Source organism: Streptomyces sp. MGP-BFMKR1, assembly GCF_057766585.1.
In genome coordinates this window covers 7,373,121-7,388,577 of sequence record NZ_CM173408.1, presented here as the reverse complement: position 1 = coordinate 7,388,577, position 15,457 = coordinate 7,373,121, and the positions used below count along the sequence as shown (strand labels likewise).

Below are 15,457 nucleotides of genomic sequence, written 5' to 3'. Positions count from 1 at the left end.
GCAGGGGCCGGAGCCCCCGCACCGCGCTGCCGGTTGCCTCAGTGAGCCGAAGGGCGCTTGCGGTCCGGTTCCAGCCGGAAGTCGGGACAGTCGCGGTTCTGGCACGCGCCCGGGCCCCAGGCGGGAACGAACGCGCCCAGGGTCTTGCGGCGGTGGACCGCGGCCGGCACGGACTCCTTGCAGGTCGGGCACTCGTACGCTTCGGTCTCGCGCTTCGCTTTGACCATGTTTTTACGGTATCTCCGTACTGGCGGGTCGGGAAGTTCACCGCTCCCCCGCCCGCCCTCGGGTGGAGTGGTCGCACCGTCCCGGCCCGGTGGCCCGGCCGCCGGCGCCGGGTCCGCCACCGGCCGTACGCGGGGCGCCTGGGGCCGCTCGGCGGCTGCGTCGGCGTCCTGTTCGTCAGGTTCCCGCGAAGGATCTGACGGAGGCCCCGGCGGGGGCGGCCTTCGGACGCTGAGCACCACGGCCCCGGCCAGCACGACGACGATGACGGCGAGGCTGACCGGGGAGGGGATCTCCGGGATGTCGGGGCTGATCAGCTTGTGGGACGCCTGGAGGATGAGCTTGACCCCGATGAAGGCGAGGATGATCGCCAGGCCCTTGCTCAGGTAGTGGAAGCGGTCCAGGAGGCCGGCGAGCATGAAGTAGAGGGCCCGCAGCCCGAGGATGGCGAACGCGTTGCTGGTGTAGACGATGAACGCGTCGTCGCTGACCGCGAGGACGGCCGGCACGCTGTCGACGGCGAAGATCAGGTCGGCGGCCTCGATCGCCGCCACCACCGCCAGTAGCGGCGTCGCCATCCGCTTGCCGGCCTCCCTGACGAAGAACCTCGCCCCCGCGTACTCGTCCCGCACCGGCATCACCTTGCGGAGCATCCGCACGGCGAAGCTCCGGCCCGGGTCGAAGCTCTCCTCCTCGTCCCTGAGGAGCTTGTACGTGCTGTAGAAGAGAACAGCGGCGAAGGCGAACAGCACGGCGGTGAAGCGGCTGACCACGGCCACGCCGAGGGAGAGGAAGATCCCGCGGAAGACGAGCGCGCCGATGACGCCGAAGAACAGCACCCGGTGCTGGTAGGCGCGGGGCACCCGGAAGTACGCGAAGATCACGGCGAAGACGAACAGGTTGTCCACCGACAGGCTCTTCTCCAGCAGCCACGCCGTCGTGTACTCGGTGCCCGCGGTGGTGCCGAGGACGAGGAAGACGACCGCGCCGAAGACCAGGGCGAGCCCCACCCACAGGCCGCTCCAGGCGGCGGCCTCCCGGAAGCCGATGACGTGCGCGGTGCGGTGGGACAGCAGGTCCACCGCCAACGACACCACCACCGTCGCGGCGAACGCCCCCCACAACCAGAGCGGGACATCAAGCACGGCGAACACCCTCACCTCGACCCGCGCGCATCGCGCCGACCCTTGTAAAGAAGTGTCCGCCATGACGCCCGCAAGGGCACGCGGAACGGGTGCGGCCGGTGCGACCGGCCGGTGCCACCGCCGATGCCCAGACCGGCACCGCCGCCCACCCCGTGGCCGACCGCCCCCACCACGGCGGCCGGCACGCGCCGCACCCCCGGAGGCCGGCACACGCCGCACCCCCGAAGACCGGCACGGTGATCCGCCCTCCTCGGGACGCGGCGGCGCGCGTCCGATCCCGGCGCCGGGGCGCCGGTCCGCGCCGTTGACAGCCCTGGGGGCGCGGACGAGTATCCGTCTCGATCCGCAGACTCAGAGGGGGGTACCACTGTGTCCAGATCTCCTGACGGCAGACCGGGCGGCGCCACGCCGCGCCGCCGCACCGTCCTCCTCGGCCTCACGGCCGGGGCCGCCACCGCGTTGACCACCGGCCTGCCACTGGCCCGCGCCGCGGACGCGCCGTACGAGCCCGTCCTGTACTGGAGCAAGATCCTTGAGGGCGCCGTCAAGGCCACCGGCGGGGCCCCGGGGCCCGCGGCGAGGGCGGCGGCGATCATGCACCTGGCGATGTACGACGCGGCGAACTCGCTCGTCCCCATCGGCCGCCCCTACCTGGCGAAGCAGCCGGTGCTGGGAACCGCCTCGCTCAACGCGGCCATCGCCACCGCCGCGTACACCGCCCTGCGCGCCCTTTACCCCTCCGGTTCCTTCGACGGGAACTACGGCTTCGCCCTGTCCCAGGACACCAGTTCCCAGACGGAGAAGGACAAGGGCGCCGCCGTGGGCCGAGGCGCGGCCCAGGCACTGGTCCAGGCCCGCGCGAACGACGGGGAGGCCACCACGGTGACCTACACCCCCGACGGCGTCCCCGGGTCCTGGCGCGCCACCGCTCCGGGCCCGGCCGTGACCCCGCACTGGGGCCGGGTGAAGCCCTTCGGCGAGTCCACTCCCGGGCAGTTCCGGCCCGGCCCACCAGGCGGCTTCACCACCTACCAGGACCTCCTGCGCAGCAGCCAGTACGCCGAACAACTCCACGAGGTACGGGTCTTCGGAGGACACTCCAGTACGCCCCTGACGACGGTGGTACGCACCCCGGAGCAGAGCGACATCGGCAGGTTCTGGGCCAACGACCTCGACGGCACCTACAAGCCCACCTCACAGCTCTACCAGCACGCCCGCATCATCGCCCGCAAGCAGGCGCTGACGCCCACCCAGAACGTGCGGCTCTTCGCCGTCCTGTCGATCGCCCTCGCGGACGCGGCGGTCGCCGCCTGGGACGCCAAGTACGACACGCCGATCGACCTGTGGCGGCCGGTGTCCGCCATCAACCTCGCCGACAGCGACGGCAACCCGGCCACCACACCCGACCCGGCCTGGCGCCCGCTCTCCTCCGACCTGGACGGCTCCAGCTACACGCCCGCCTTCCCCGCCTACGTGTCGGGCCACGCCACCTTCGCCGGCGCCTGGGGCGGCGTCCTGCGGACCTACTTCGCGACCGACGCCATCGCCTTCAGCGCGACCACCGACGGCGGCACCGCCACCCGACGGTTCAACACGCTCTCGGCCGCCACGAACGAAAACGCCATCAGCCGCATCTACCTCGGCGTCCACTACCGGTGGGACGCCGAACAGGGCCTGGCCACCGGCGAGAACGTCGCCCGCAACGTCACCGACACCTACCTCTGACCCCACCCCAGCCACTCACCCACTCACCCACTCACCCACTCACCCAGCGTCGGGGCGTGGGCATGCTCCCGCTGCTCCCCGGCCTCCGGTCTCCGGTCTCAACCGTGCGGGGGTCTTCTCCGCCGCCCGGGCGCGTGCCGTAGCATCCAGCGCCGGGTGGGTGGGTTGATGTCCGCCGGGTGGGTTGGTGTCGGTGGCCAGTCGGTGACCCTGCCACCCAGACCGGGCACCGCACTCCGCCGTCAGGGACCAGGTGCCGGCACCAGGTGTCCACGCGCACGCGCGCGAACGGGATCAGGGGGGACAACGGTCGTGAACGCTTCCGGGAGCGTGCGGCAGGCGTCGGAGGAGGAAGAGTCGGCGCGGGCCGGGCGGAACCGCCCCGCGAGGGCCAGCGCCTACTGCGCGCTCGCCGCCATCGGCGCGCTCGGCAACCTCGCCGGGCCCGCGGGCTGGCTCAACCCCGGCATCTTCGTCGGCATGGGGTTCCTGTGCGCGCTGGTGGCTGTCATCGCGGGCCACCTGGGGCGCTTCCGTGGGCGCAGACTGGGCGGGGAGGGCCGCAGGCTGGCGTTGGCCGGGCTGGTGACCGGCTGGGTGGTCCTGCTGGTGTGCCTCGTACTGCTGTTGGCGGTCGTCGGCGTGATCGCGGGCCTCACCCTCCTCGTCGACAGCGCGTGAGCGGCCGGGCCCGACCACTCCTGCGAGCAGGTCCGGCCGCCGAGTTCGTCGCGTACGGCATCGGTCAGGACCGGACGGCCACCGCGTCCACCTCGAACAGCATCCCCGGCAGCGCGAGGGAGGCGACGCCGCTCAACGTCTGGGCCGGCAGCCGGTCGCCGAACCGGGCGTGCACCACCTTGCCGAGAACCTCCAGCTTGTCCAGGTCGTGGTCGACGATGAACGTACCGAGGCGCACCACGTGCTCGTACCCGAGCCCGACCCCCTCCAACGCCGACCGCAGCCGGTCGAAGGCCAACTCCACCTGCGCGGCGAAGTCCCCGGGCACCGGAGCCCCCGTGGCGTCCGAGGCATACTGCCCACCGATGAAGACGAGTTCGCCGGGCGCCGACACGGCATGGCTGTACCCGAACGGCGCCGGGTCGTGGAGGGTGTCCGGGTTGGTGATGCTGCGCTGATCAGTGCTCATGCCTGCTCGAACATCCGCTCAGTCCTGTCCATTCCGCGAGGCTGGGTGGCGGTGTGACCGTCCGGCAGCTCTGGGGGCGTGTGCCGGCGAACGACTCGGTGTCGGATGCGGGCTCGTTCCCGGGCGTGCGAGGCGAGCATGGGTGTGTCGAAGGCCGTGCCCTTCCTGAGCCCGCGTGTCGAGACAACCTCGTCCGACTCCCCGCGCGACCGCCTCCACGCCACACTGGCCGGCCACAGGTCCCAACTCTCCAATCTGTACGGCTTGGATGTGTGGAACGGTAGGACTGGGCGTGGCATGCGAGGGAGGGAGGCCGAGTGGTGAGGGGCAAGAAGGTGTGGGGGGTAGGCGCGGCGGCGTTCCTCGTCGGCGCTGGGGCGATGGTCGCGGCGACGGTCCTGGTGGGCGACGATGCGAAGGTGACGGTCCAGCCGGGGTCCGCAACGAACGCGGGCGACATGCCGCGGACCCGTGAGGGACTCATCGCCGCCTGGACAGCCGAACTGAAGAAGGCGGGCAAGGAGAAGCCGGACGGCTGGAAGACGCTGACCACGGCAGAGATACGCGACCGGTACCTGTCGCAGTACTTCATCAACGCGCCAGACGCCGAGGACATCGACCCGGGCATGGCCAGGCGGGACTGACTCGGGCAGCAGCTAAGACGTCGTCTCATTTGGAGTGCTGGGTAGTCTGCACCGTGTGGTGATGGTCGAGCGCATGGTGCCGGACGAGTTGTGGGAGCTGTTTCAGCGAGTGGTCCCACCTGCTCCATCGCGGCCGCAGGGCGGCGGCCGGCGCCGGTACGGGGATCGCGAGGTACTGGCCGCGATCATCTTTGTGGCCACGACGGGCTGCACCTGGCGGCAGTTGCCGCCGGTCTTCGGTCCGTCGGGGCCGACCGCACACCGGCGCTTCAGCGAGTGGACCGCCGCCCGGGTCTGGGCGAAGCTGCACCGCCTTATCCTCGACCAGCTGGGCTCGCGCGGAGACCTGGACTGGTCGCGCTGCGCGATCGACTCGGTGAACATGAGGGCCCTGAAAGGGGGGACCTGACAGGCCCGAATCCTGTGGACCGGGGCAAGAAGGACTCGAAGATCCACTTGATCACCGAGCGGACCGGTTTACCCCTCTCGATCGGGATCTCCGGCGCGAACCTGCACGACAGCCAGGCGCTCGAGCCGCTCGTGCGTGGCATCCCGCCGATCCGCTCCCGCCGCGGCCCGCGCAGGCGACGGCCCGCCAAGCTGCATGCGGACAAGGGCTACGACTACGACCACCTGCGCCGATGGCTACGTAAGCTAGGCATCCGGCACCGCATCGCCCGCAAGGGCATCGAGTCCTCCACCCGGCTGGGCCGGCATCGCTGGACGATCGAGCGCACGATGTCCTGGCTGGGCGGCTGCCGCCGTTTGCACCGCCGCTACGAACGCAAGGCCGAGCACTTCCTCGCCTTCACCGCCATCGCATGCAGCCTCATCTGCTACCGCAGACTGGCCAAATGAGATGACGTCTAAGAGGCCCCACGGTCGCCGAAACCGGCCATAGGGCCTCTCCCCCTGCGTGCCGGTCTACGCGTTGATCTCGTCGATCACGGCTACGGCCTCGTCGCCGTGCTCGGGCCCGAACAGATCATCGTTCTCGCGGGCGTCGTCCTCGCTCTCGTAGTGCGAGTTCTCGCTGATGATCTGACCCCTGGTAGTGAAGATCGGTCCCCCGGACGCGCCCTGGCCCATATCGCAGTCGATCTTGACCCGGTCATCGAGCGGGTTCCAGTCGAACGCGTCCTCGGCGTTCCCCGTGCAGAAGAAGTGGGTGAAGCCGTCCATGTCGGTGCGCTGGTAGCCCTCACCAGGGAACCCCGAGCTGATGACGCTGTCGAAGTCCGACCCGGCGCCGAACCGATAGCCCAGCGCCCCGACATCGGCCGTCAGGGACGTGTAGCCGGCCGGCACGCTCACGTTGAACGCTCCCAGATCCGCGTCCTCGTAGTCGCTGTCCTCGGTCCACTCCTCCGGGGCGACCTTCTTCGTGGCGACCCACTTACCCCACGGCGCGTCATATCCCTCGGGTACCTGGCCGTCGACCGGCTCCACAGCGACGGCTGGTGTCACGGTGACATTCAGCCCGCCCACCTGATCGTCACCGGTGAGAGGGATGGTGTACGGCTGATCGACCTGGCTTTCGCCCGGGGCGACACAGTGAAGAACCTGTACGACTTCCCCTATCCAGGGTGTCTGGTCCACTACGAGGCGCCGGAGATCTCCCGCAACGTGCTGGCGACTGGCAGGGCCGTCCCGTCCCCCAGCGCCGATGTGTACGCCCTCGGGGCGTCGCTGCTCATCTCCGCCACGGGCAAGAGGGCCATGGTCTACCCGGACGACGCGGAACGACCGGTGCAACGTCAGGCCGTAGTGGACAACAAGCGGCGTCCGTTCGATCTGCCCGCACCGTTCGGGCCAATGATCGACGCCATGCTCAGCTATGAACCGTACGACCGCCCCCCGCTGTCGCACGTCGCGGCTGAGTTCCGGCGAGCGGCCAAGGAAGCCAAGCGCGACCACTGACGTCACGCCGAAGCAACGAAACAGCCCCGGCCCGAAATGGGCCGGGGCTCGCTTGGTTGTTTGGTTAGAGCAGGGCGCGGAATGGGTCCCGCAGAACCCCGAGAAGGTGTCGGCACGCTGGCGGACGGCTCGCAATCGGCTGCACCTGCCGGAGGACTTCCGGCTGCACGACTGGCGGGCCTCGAAATCACGAACGATCTCGACAACCACGAGAACCCCGTAGAGGTCTCCGCTAACGCCCGGCACCACCCGCCCGGCTACACCATGAGCCGCTATGGCAGGCGTCGCGCCGAGGGAGCCAAGAAGCTGGCTGCGTCCAGTGCCTCTCGAATCGGCATTGCAACCCTGGTCTGACTGGGAAGTCTCTGGGCTGTTGGTCACGTGGTTGGTCACGCCGCAGCCTGAGAAAGCAAAACCCCAGATCAACTGGGGTCTTAGCTGGTGTCCGAGGGGGGATTTCGACCATTGCCCCACGGATCAGCCCGATCCGGACGGAGTTGCCTCTCTCATAGACGCGGGGTGACCGGGACATATCCAGCCTGGCCGCGTAGCTGGCTGAACGCCCAGACGTTAACTAGGTGGCGGGCCGGGCGCCCGGCCCGCCACATGGGCGTCCGAGCGCGTGATCGACGCCCGGGGGCGGGGCGGCGGTGACCCTGGTGGCCCATCCGGTAGGGCTCACCAGGTGATGTCGGGCGCTGCGTAGGAGTGGCATCGGCTTGGCCGCCGCCGCCCGGAGGGAAGCGATGCCTCGTGCGTCCTCAGAGCCCGACCGGTCGGCGGGCTCCGCCCAGGGCCCGGGCCGGAGGGTGCGCGGCGTCCGACGGCCGCGCCGGCCGCCGGAACCCCGGCGACACCGGACGGCCCCGGCCGGCACCGCCGGGCAGACGACTGGGCAGCACGCGCCGGCGTCCGCAGCAGGAGTCCCGTTATCACCCTTCCGCGATCTGGGAGCGATGCCCGTGTCCGCACGCGACGGCCGCAAGAACGTCAATCTCTCTTTCGCGGGCCGTCGGCCTGCCTTTCCCTACAGAACGAGCGCGGGTACAGCACAGGTGAAGTCAAGGGACGAGGAGAACCTCGGCACCCTGAAAGAAAAGCCGCCCTATGCGGCCATGACCCAGCACCACATCGTGCCGTGGAACGCCATCAGGGACGCCTGGCAGAGAACCATCTCGTCGTTCTACTGTGACGACGACACACCCATCCCCCGATATCTCCAGAAGTTCCTCACATTCCTGGAGAACGAGGTGCAGGCGCTGGATTTCGAACCCGCGCTGCGGAACGGCGGAAAGGAGGTGAAGGATCTCCTCAGGGCTCTGCGCCAGAAGACGGTGTACCACGACGAGGGCGGCCCGTACTTCAAGGAGGAGGTGGAGGTCCTGCGCCAGATGATGTGCTGGAGCTCCGGAAACCTCATCGTGGGCCCCGGCAGCCCGGGCGAGGGCTATTCCTACGGCACGTCGACCGAGTACGCGTTCCGGGTGGACGATCCTTCCGACGAGATGGAGCCTGACCTTGGGGAACGCGCCCTCGACCCGCGTCTCAGACGGGAGTTCAAGAGCGTCAGAACAGCCGTCAAGGCGATCAGCGCAGGGGCCGTCGGGCTGGATCACCTGAGCCAGTTCTACCAGTCCATGCAGGTCCTCTCCAGCCACCGCACGAGGAAACTGCCCCAGGCCGTGCGGGACAGCGACTGGCGGAAGATCAACCCGGATGAGCTGTTCGTCCCGTCCGTTGGCTCAAATCTGATGACCGGGCCAGCCAAGAGCCGGGCGATCTTCGGAAGGCTGAAGAACAACAGCGGTCGAATCCTGAGAGAGGTGACCGGCAGGGCGACCGGCCAGGAGGCGGCGCTGCCGGACATCGGCTCGGCCACGGTGCCCACCCTGGACGGCAGTATCACCATCGACGGCACGAAGATCACGCTCGATGTGGTCTCCGAGGACGCCTTCCACGTCCGGCGCCGCGGCACCGCCACCGGAATCCGCGTGGACGCGCTGCTGAAGTGGGCCGCCGGCCGCTGGGGCCAGAGCCCGGAGGTGCCGCCCTTCGTCCGCGGCCTCGAACTGCGGCGGCTGACCGTCACAGCCGAGGGCGTGCGTGGCGGCGAGATCTGGCAGTTCGCTATCGCGACGCGGACCGACCTGGCCGGGGTGGCTACCGAGACGGTCCTGTACCTGGAGTACGTGAAGGGCAAGGGCTTCAGTCTCGGTGCGCTCGTCGCATGCCGGGACACCGCTGACCAGGAGAGCCCCCCGTTGTACTTCTGCGGTGATTTCTCCAAGGCCGGCGCGGACTGGCAGCTGCGGGCGGCGGGCGGCCCGTACGACGTCGACCGCCTCGCCCGCGCGCTGGGCATCGCGCTCAGCGAGCTGCCGGCCGAAGTGGCGGCGCTGCTCCCCAGGAGTGTCGCGGTGGAGATCAGGTGCTCCTTCACCTCGGCCGGCGGTGCCATGACCGTCGCCGCGACGGCCGGCAAGCTCCATGTGGTCATCGCCTCGCTCAGCGGCTGACCGGCCGGTCCTCCGGCCGCGCGGCGGCGTCGGCCGGCCGGCGTGTCACCGCGGGACGGTCCGCAGGGCGCCCATACCGAGGGGTTGCCAGTCCAGGGCCAGCTGGTAGCCGGGCGGGGAGCCGTCCGCTCTTAAGGACCGGAGGCTGCGGGCGGAGGCAGTCAGGGTGATGACATGGCCGACGGGGACGGGCAGGGTCATGTGGTTCTCGTGCCGCGTGACCAGCTTCTGGGTGTGCAGGACCTGCTCCTGATGGGTGAGCTGGAGTTCCACGGTGGCGATGGCGTCGCTGTCGGCTTCGATGCTCAGATGGATCAGGCCGTCGGTGCTGCTCGTGAAGCGTGCCGTGTGGCGTTCCGTCCGGTGGTCGTCACGGGTGTAGCCCGGCACGGGGCCGGCACCGTTGTACGGCCAGTCCATGACGGTGACCGGGCCGAGCGCGGACAGGGTGGCCACCTGGCTGAGCAGGGGCTCCCGTACGGCGAGGTAGGTGACCAGGGTGATCGTGAGGTCTCCGGGGTGGACGGTGGCGGTCAGGACCGCGGCGCTGTCCTGGTGGAGCGGGCCGAGGGGGGCGCTCAACGCTGTCGGGCCGGGTTTGGTGGTGCGGGGACCGTTGGGGGTGGTGTGGGTGAGGGTGTAGTCGGCGACCTTGTGCTTGCCGTCGGTGGTGACCTGCCAGGTGAGGGTGGTGGACTCGCCCGCCTTCAGGAGCCACTGCGTGGGCTGCAGGTTGCCGAGGGCGAAGGTTCCGTCGAGCTTGGCCAGCGCGGGCAGAGCGCGGGTGCGGGGGCCGTTCTCCTTGGGGTGGTATTCGTGGACGGTGCACGGTGCGTTGCCCGCCACGGCGTTGACGGTGATGCCGGTGATCTGGAACCCGACCGTCTTCACGGCGTTGCCGTCGGGGTCTTTCGCTTCGATGCCGATCTCGATGTGGTTCCGGGACGGGTTGCGCTTGTAGGCGCGCCAGACGCGGGAGTCGTAGGAGGTGACCCCGAGGGCGCCGGCGTCCTGGTCGGTGAGGTCCTGCTGTGCGCTGCCGCGAGGAAGCTGGAGGGCGACGCGGGTCAGGCGCGACTCTCCCGAGGTCTTCTTCTGGCCCTTGAGGGCAAGGCTCTGGGTGCTGTTGGTACGGAACTGGGCGGGTTCGGTGTGGTAATCGAGCTCAGGGCCCTGGCTGCTCATTCGCGCTCACCCGCCGTGGGCACCGGTACCCAGAGGGAACCAGGTCAGGGTGCTGAGGGCCTTCTCGGCACCGGCGGCGATGTGGTACGTGAGGGAGGTTCCCTTGGGCACGGGCAGCTGGAGGTGGGTCTCCGTTCCGACGGTGGCGTTGTCGAGGTGGTGGACGGTGGAGCCGAGCTTGAGTTCGGCCCTGACCGTGCCGCCTTCGGTGGCCAGGGAGACGGCGATGAATCCGTCGGTCTCCGCTTGCCGTCTGGTGCCGCCCTTGGCTCGGTAGAGCAGCTTGACCGGGGCACCGAGGACGTTGACGGTGCCCTTGACGGCCAGAGAGCCGGCGCGGATGTCACCCTGGCGGGCCATGGCCCAGGTCAGGGCCCGGTCGGTGCCGTGGATGAGGGCGAAGGCCACGACCGCGTCGGTGACGGGTTTCTCCGGAGTGAAGGAGCAACTGTTGTGGGCGCCGTAGGCAGGGGTGATGCTCTTCCCGGTCGAATCGGGTTCGTCGGACCTGACCAGGACGTAGCCCGGGGCCTGCGGGCCGGTCCAGGTCAGTCTCACCTGCTTGCCGCGCTCGGGGTTGAGGGGCTGGGCCTGGAAGCCGGTCAGGGGGACGGTGCCGGCCGGCAGTTGGACGAGGTGGTGCCGGCTGGTGAGGCGCGTGGTATCGCCGGTGCCGGTCGCGAGCTCCGCGGTGACGGTGAGTTCGCGGGTGGCCGGCGCGCCGTAAGGGCGCAGGCCGGTGAGGGTGACGGTCAGGTCTTCCTCGGCCGGGGACGAGGCGTCGGGGGCGGGACGGACCTCGACGGTGCCGGGCTCGGGATGGCGGGTCAGCCAGCCGGGGCCGGTCGCGCGCACGGTGCGGATGTCGCGGGCCAGGCCCTCGGGCAGGTGCAGTGTCAACAGCCGGCAGGGCCGCGGGGCCTGGATGCGAATGCGCAGGTCGGCGGGTTCACCGGTGGGCACGGCGGCAGGGTGGACGGTCACCGCGGCGCCGGTTGCGGTGGTGCTCATGGTGTGGCCGTTTCGTCGGGCATACGGGCGGGGGCCGGGGGCGGTGTGTCGCCGGCGGTCGCGGTGAGATGGCCGTGGCGGGCGTCCGGGGCGGCCGGTTCCAGACGGGACTCGCTGACGCCGCGTGTGAGGTCGTACAGGTGCCAGGGAGATGCCGGCGGCGGGCTGTCCTCCAGGGTGGCGAAGGCCCAGTGCCCGGCGGCCCCGGGCGCGGGCAGCGTGAGCCGTCCGGACTGGTCGGTGGAAGCGGCGGGGTCGAGCCGGGTGCGGCACAGCGCCGGGCCCAGGGGGACGGACAGCCTCATCCGGTCGAGGGTGCGCTGCACGGCCGGCGGAGGCACGCGGAAGGCGGTGGCGGGCAGGATGTCGGTGTGGGCGGTCAGCGCCAGGCGGGGGTCGAGCAGGGCGGTGAGGTAGGCGGCGTCGCCGGGGCCGACGCACAGCGAGCGCGGTACGGCCGGCACGGCCAGGTTCCGGCCGGTGCCGATCGTGACGGCGTAGGAGCCGGGTTCCCGCACCGGATGGACGGTGTGGAAGGTCCCGTAGGAGGTGCGGCCCGGGGCGGGGTCGGCGGCCGCGTTCGTGTAGTAGCCGACCAGGCCGTCGGCGGCGTCGGGTCCGGTGCCCAGCCGGACGGGCCAGCGGCGGCCGGGCCCGGCGGGGTCGGTGGTCTCGTCGGTGGCGAAGACGCCGCCCCAGCCCTCGGCGGCGGTGCCCCAGGTGGGGTCGGCGCGCGGCGGGCCGTCCAGTTCGAGGTGGACGCGCAGCCTGACCAGGGCCAGCGGGTGGCCGGCGGCCAGTGAGGTGCCGACCGGGGGCCGCGGGGTGCTGTGCAGCAGGCTGGCGTCGATGGCGGCGGCGAGCGCGGCCAGCCGTAGCGGTTTGCCGGTGGGGGCGGCGCGGCCGTCGGCGATGGCGTCGGCCTCGACGTCCAGCAGCGCCTGGGCGAAGCCGGCCGGCATCGGGTAGGAGGCGGAGAACGCCGGATCGAAGACGGCGGCGGGGTCCATCAGAGACGAGCCCGGCAGTGGGCGCCAGGTCACCGCGTGCTTCCCCGGCGGTCCGATGCGGGCCAGCTCGCCCAGGGCCTGCCCTCGGGGCCCGTACAGCGCGAGGGTGAAGGCACCGGGGTCGCCGGTGTGGCGGGCCAGCAGCCAGCCACCGATCGGGGTGGCGGCGGTGAGCAGGGGGTCGGAGGAGACGTCCACCTCCTCGTCGGGGCCGCCGGGGACGCTGGTGTGGGCCAGCGGTGTCAGCAGCAGGCGGGCGGGCTGGCGCAGCCGGGGCGGCAGTTCGGTGAACCGTTGGCCGTGGTCCTCGCAGACGGCATAGCGGGGGGTGACGCTGCGGGCCCGGTAGGGACGGTCGGTCAGGTGCTTGTTCCCCTCGCGCGTCACCACGGTGACCGCCTGCCCGAACGTGTCGACGATCGCCGTGTGGACCAGGGCGAAGTGCTCGGCCTGTACCGGCTGGTGACACGAGTGTTCCGGGGCCGGCCACAGGTCGTTGCGGTAGGCGCCCAGCAGGGGCGCCAACGCGGCGGGCAGGGGCGCCCTGGCGGAGCCCGGGACGCGGCGGGAGAGGGCGGCGCGCAGCCCGGTGAGGGTCTGGGACTGGAGGTCCCAGCCGTCGGCCCGGGTGCGCAGTTCCTCCAGACGCGGGTCCTTCCCGCCGTCGCTGGCCGGGAAGGTGCGCTGGTGGGCGTCGACGCGACCGCGCAGCGCGAACCCGGGCAGCGGGGTCAGCCAGGAGCGGCCCGTGTGGTGGAACGACAGGTCCTTGTCGGCGCAGTGGCGGCGTACGGCACGGCGCGTCCCGTCGTCGTCGCGCAGCCGGCGGGACGCGCCGTCGAACTCCCACAGCTCGGTCCGGTGCAGGCTCAACTGACGGGGTCTCTCGTACGGGAGGGGGTGGCAGTGGGCCGTCCACACCAGCGCGACCGGCGTCCAGGGCTGCTGCCAGGTGCGGCACGCGTCCGGCCAGACGCCGGCCGGCACGTGCACCAGCGCCGGGTCGTCGAGGCCGGCGCCGTCCCCCAGCCGGTGCTCCCGGCGCCGGAAGACGGCCAGCGCGTGCAGCAGGTACAGCTCCTTGGCCAGAGCGACTGCGGCGGTCTGGTGGTCCTTGGCCGGGAGGAGCTTCGCCGCGTCCGTCCAGCGGGTGGGTAGCGGCGGGGGGTCCGGAGCGGTCACGTCCAGGGAATAGGCGGTATCGGCGGCCTTGCGCTTGGCTCGCACCGTGGTGGTGATGAGCTGGCCGGGGGTGCGCACCGGCAGGGGTGTGCCGCGGCGCACCTCGCCGGTGGGTTGGCCGGTGCCGCGCAGCAGCACCGCCGGGTCGCCGGGGCTGTGGTAGGGGTCGGTGGGCGCGGGCACGGCGTCCCAGCCGCGGGGGAGGGCCTTGCGCAGCGCGGCCAGGGCGTCGGCGACGGAGGCGCGGGCGGCGGGCAGTCGGTCCAGCATCGTCTTCAGTCGGTGGGCGGAGGTGCCGGCGGTGGCCGGGTCCAGTTCCTTGGCGACCTGGCCGACGAATCCGTCGGGCGCGCGCGAGGTCTCCTTCCCCAGGCCGTGGAGCCACCACAGGTCGGCGACATGACGGCGGGCGGCGGTGATGTCGGACAGCGCCTGGTCCAAGGCGGCCTGGGTGGTGTTCAGCGCGGCCAGCAAGGGCCGCCACGTGCTGTACTGGCCGTCGGTGGGGGGCGGGCCCGCGGTGGCGCTGCCGTGGGTGACGTGCCACCGCAGCCCACTGGGGGACGGGGTGAACCAGGCCTGGTGCAGCGCCGCCCACAGCACGGTGCGCTGTGCCTGCGCACCGCCGACGGCTCGGTCCATGGCGGGCATCTGGCCGGTGTGGAAGGCGTGCAGCAACTCGGCGGTGCGGCGGTTGTCCGGGGCGTCCTCCGGCGCCGGAGGGGCGGGCAGCGTCTGCTCGACCAGGGCGGCCAGCGCGTCGGAGGTGTCGTGCCCCAGAGCGGTCTTGACGAACTGGCGCGGGTCGCCGGGGCGGCGCGGGGTGGTGGGGATGCCCGCCGCGGGGTCCCAGTACAGACCCATGACGAGGCCGTGATAGACGGTGCGGGTCTCCGGGGTCAGGTCCGTTGGGGTACGCCAGTTCAGCCGTCCCGCGCTCAGCTTCGGCCAGTCCGCACGGGCCGCGTGGGCGGTGTCGCCGTAGAAGTCCAGCAGCGCCGGCAGGTCCGCGCACGGCTCGTCGTCGGCATGCGTGTGCCAGCCGATGACCAGGTAGCTCAGATGCCCCTTGGCCAGGCTGCCGTTGCCTCCGGTGCCACTGCGCAGGGGGTCCTGGAGGGAGAAGACGTCGCGGCAGTAGGGCTGGTAGACCGCGAAGGTGGGCAGGTCCGCGCCCAGGCCCAGGGCGGTCAGCCGGGTTCTGCCGGAGGCGTTGTCCGGCTGGAAGGACGAGGCGGTCAGGTCCAGGGCGCGGCCCATCCACAGTTTCTTGCGGACCGGGGAAGTGGCCTTGCGGTGGTCGCTGCTGGTGTAGTCGCTCTCCACCAGCCACCCGGCGGCGTCCGGCGGGTCCTTCGGCGGGCGCCCGTCGGGATGGTGGTAGCGCAGCACGAGCCACCGGTTGGGCGCCGGGGGGAACGCGACCTCCGCCTCCGGTCCGGCCTGGGCGTCCACCCGGCCGCGCCCGAGCGCTTCGGGCAGCCGCCAGTGCAGGTGGGCGCCGACGTCCCGGGCGCTGTCCAGCACGGTCTCCTCCAGTGAGTCCTGCTGGGGGTCGGCGAACTCCCTGCTGTAGTCGAGCCATCCCCGGTAGTGCGGCCAGGCCCGGCCGGCCGCACAGGTGGCCTTGTTGACCAGCAGCGCGTCGGTGCGCACGGGGACGACGACCAGGGGCGTGGCGGTCGGGGACATCGGCATGGCGGTACGTTCCTCCGGCGGTGGCGCGTCGGCGCGCGGGGCGGCC

General features: G+C 71.4%; 11 protein-coding genes and 1 pseudogene. 6 read left to right on the top strand and 6 right to left on the bottom strand.

The window, feature by feature from the left end:
* Positions 1 to 412: 412 nt before the first annotated feature.
* Positions 413 to 1,370 (bottom strand): annotated as a pseudogene (locus tag AC3CHW_RS29725) (TerC family protein); the annotation flags it as partial.
* Between the two features lie 369 nt (positions 1,371 to 1,739).
* On the opposite strand from AC3CHW_RS29725, the gene AC3CHW_RS29720 reads away from it, so the two are divergent.
* Both AC3CHW_RS29720 and AC3CHW_RS29715 read left to right on the top strand, forming a co-directional pair.
* On the top strand, positions 1,740 to 3,095 hold the full coding sequence (locus tag AC3CHW_RS29720; protein ID WP_488468507.1) for a vanadium-dependent haloperoxidase: 1,356 nt from the start codon (positions 1,740 to 1,742) through the stop codon (positions 3,093 to 3,095).
* Between the two features lie 312 nt (positions 3,096 to 3,407).
* On the top strand, positions 3,408 to 3,776 hold the full coding sequence (locus tag AC3CHW_RS29715) for a DUF4190 domain-containing protein (RefSeq protein ID WP_488468506.1): 369 nt from the start codon (positions 3,408 to 3,410) through the stop codon (positions 3,774 to 3,776).
* A gap of 64 nt (positions 3,777 to 3,840) precedes the next feature.
* On the opposite strand, the gene AC3CHW_RS29710 is transcribed toward AC3CHW_RS29715, so the two are convergent.
* Complete coding sequence (locus tag AC3CHW_RS29710; protein WP_176160779.1) at positions 3,841 to 4,245, bottom strand: RidA family protein; 405 nt, start codon at positions 4,243 to 4,245, stop codon at positions 3,841 to 3,843.
* 320 nt (positions 4,246 to 4,565) lie between these two features.
* Here AC3CHW_RS29710 and AC3CHW_RS29705 point away from each other — a divergent pair, with 320 nt between their 5' ends.
* Entirely contained in the window at positions 4,566 to 4,889 is a 324-nt protein-coding gene (locus AC3CHW_RS29705; RefSeq protein ID WP_488468505.1) for a hypothetical protein, read from the top strand.
* Between the two features lie 61 nt (positions 4,890 to 4,950).
* Positions 4,951 to 5,747 (top strand): IS5 family transposase gene (locus AC3CHW_RS29700; protein WP_488471208.1). Its coding sequence is split into 2 segments (ribosomal slippage): positions 4,951 to 5,286 and positions 5,289 to 5,747, totalling 795 coding nucleotides; the frame shifts between segments, so codons are not numbered across the junction.
* Positions 5,748 to 5,813: 66 nt separating this feature from the next.
* On the opposite strand, the gene AC3CHW_RS29695 is transcribed toward AC3CHW_RS29700, so the two are convergent.
* The gene (locus AC3CHW_RS29695; RefSeq protein WP_488468504.1) at positions 5,814 to 6,356 is read right to left on the bottom strand and encodes a trypsin-like serine peptidase; all 543 of its coding nucleotides are present in this window, start codon (positions 6,354 to 6,356) and stop codon (positions 5,814 to 5,816) included.
* Between the two features lie 87 nt (positions 6,357 to 6,443).
* Here AC3CHW_RS29695 and AC3CHW_RS29690 point away from each other — a divergent pair, with 87 nt between their 5' ends.
* Both AC3CHW_RS29690 and AC3CHW_RS29685 read left to right on the top strand, forming a co-directional pair.
* On the top strand, positions 6,444 to 6,809 hold the full coding sequence (locus tag AC3CHW_RS29690; protein WP_488468503.1) for a hypothetical protein: 366 nt from the start codon (positions 6,444 to 6,446) through the stop codon (positions 6,807 to 6,809).
* A 962-nt stretch (positions 6,810 to 7,771) separates the two neighbouring features.
* Positions 7,772 to 9,325 carry a hypothetical protein gene (locus tag AC3CHW_RS29685; RefSeq protein ID WP_488468502.1) on the top strand — a complete coding sequence of 518 codons (1,554 nt, stop codon included), beginning with the start codon at positions 7,772 to 7,774 and terminating at the stop codon, positions 9,323 to 9,325.
* A 45-nt stretch (positions 9,326 to 9,370) separates the two neighbouring features.
* On the opposite strand, the gene AC3CHW_RS29680 is transcribed toward AC3CHW_RS29685, so the two are convergent.
* Genes AC3CHW_RS29680 through AC3CHW_RS29670 form a run of 3 tightly spaced genes read right to left on the bottom strand, consistent with a single transcriptional unit; the run spans position 9,371 to position 15,411 of the window.
* Positions 9,371 to 10,510 carry a hypothetical protein gene (locus AC3CHW_RS29680; RefSeq protein WP_488468501.1) on the bottom strand — a complete coding sequence of 380 codons (1,140 nt, stop codon included), beginning with the start codon at positions 10,508 to 10,510 and terminating at the stop codon, positions 9,371 to 9,373.
* A 6-nt stretch (positions 10,511 to 10,516) separates the two neighbouring features.
* Positions 10,517 to 11,521: a hypothetical protein gene (locus AC3CHW_RS29675; RefSeq protein ID WP_488468500.1), complete on the bottom strand. Its 1,005-nt coding sequence runs from the start codon at positions 11,519 to 11,521 to the stop codon at positions 10,517 to 10,519.
* Positions 11,518 to 15,411 (bottom strand): hypothetical protein, encoded by a 3,894-nt coding sequence (locus tag AC3CHW_RS29670; RefSeq protein WP_488468499.1) that lies wholly within the window; start codon positions 15,409 to 15,411, stop codon positions 11,518 to 11,520. Before AC3CHW_RS29670 ends, AC3CHW_RS29675 begins: the two co-directional genes overlap by 4 nt.
* Positions 15,412 to 15,457 lie beyond the last annotated feature (46 nt).

Coding starts and splice junctions, on each gene's coding strand:
- AC3CHW_RS29710 (WP_176160779.1), bottom strand. CDS start 4,245: ATGAGCACTGATCAGCGCAGCATCACCAACCCGGACACCCTCCACGAC.
- AC3CHW_RS29680 (WP_488468501.1), bottom strand. CDS start 10,510: ATGAGCAGCCAGGGCCCTGAGCTCGATTACCACACCGAACCCGCCCAG.
- AC3CHW_RS29675 (WP_488468500.1), bottom strand. CDS start 11,521: ATGAGCACCACCGCAACCGGCGCCGCGGTGACCGTCCACCCTGCCGCC.
- AC3CHW_RS29670 (WP_488468499.1), bottom strand. CDS start 15,411: ATGCCGATGTCCCCGACCGCCACGCCCCTGGTCGTCGTCCCCGTGCGC.